General features: G+C 71.7%; 1 protein-coding gene. It reads right to left on the bottom strand.

The annotated features are described in order from the left end of the window. A partial coding sequence (locus KUF83_RS15440) for a condensation domain-containing protein (protein ID WP_254643893.1) occupies positions 1-1,145 on the bottom strand: 1,145 nt, incomplete at both ends.

Below are 1,145 nucleotides of genomic sequence, written 5' to 3'. Positions count from 1 at the left end.
CCATGGCCAGCGCGGCCAGCAGGCCGTCGTTGACTCCGCCGTGGAACGCGGCCGGAACCCGCGTCAGCAGCGCCTCCGTCACCGCGACGGGGAGCCGGACGGTGAACTGCTCCTGGGTGGAGAGCAGGTCGACGGCCGGGTCGAGGGGCCGGCTGCCCAGGAGGGGGTCGGACCCCTCCAGGACGGAGCGCCACAGGTCCATTTCTGCGGTCCGTGCGGGGCTGCGGGCCTCGTCGAGCAGGGCGTGCGTCCAGCGGCGTACGGAGGTGCCGGTCGCCGGAAGCTGCGGGGTGCGTCCCTCGCGGACCTGCTGCCAGGCCTCGGCGAGATCCGGCAGGAGGATGCGCCAGGAGACACCGTCCACCACCAGGTGATGCAGCACGATCAGCAGGCGGCCCGGGACAGTCGTATCGGTGGGGTCGAACCAGACGAACTGGGCCACCACGCCGGCGGCCGTGTCCAGACGGCCCGTCGCCGCGTTCAGCTCGGCGCCGGCCTGCTGCTGCCACTCCTGGTCCCACACACCGTCACACGCGATCCGGTGGATCAGCGCGGAAGCATCCGCCGCACCCTTGGGCGCGATCTCGATGGCACCCCCGCCCTCAAGGGAGAGCCGGGAGCGCAGGATGTCGTGACGGTCCAGCACCGCGTCCAGGACCGCTGCCAGAGCATCAGCCTCGATTCCCAGCGGCAGGTCGAGGGCGAGGGACATGGAGAAGCGGTCGTAGCCGCCGCCCAGTTCCGTCATGTACTGGACGATCGGCAGCAGGGGGACGTCGCCGACGCCGCCGCCCTCGAGTTCCGCCAGGACCACCGTGGTTCCGGTACTGCGGGCCACCAGCGCCAGTTCGGCCACGGTGCGCTGCTCGAAGATCTGCCGCGGACTGACCTCGACGCCCTGGGCGCGGGCCCGGGTGACGACCTGGATGGAGCGGATGGAGTCGCCGCCGACCGCGAAGAAGTCGTCGTCGACACCGACCCGGTCCAGACCCAGGACATCGGCGTAGACGTCGGCGAGGACCTTCTCCTGCGGTGTGCGCGGCGCCCGGTAGGCGCCGCCGGTGAACTCCGGCTCGGGCAGGGCCTTGTGGTCGAGCTTGCCGTTGGGCATCAGCGGCAGCCGGTCCAGCACGACGAACGCGGAG

Origin of the sequence: Streptomyces sp. BV286 (assembly GCF_019090165.1) — a bacterium.
GTDB lineage: Bacteria > Actinomycetota > Actinomycetes > Streptomycetales > Streptomycetaceae > Streptomyces.
The sequence above is the reverse complement of the archived record's forward strand: the minus strand, read 5'-3'. Positions and strand labels throughout refer to the sequence as shown.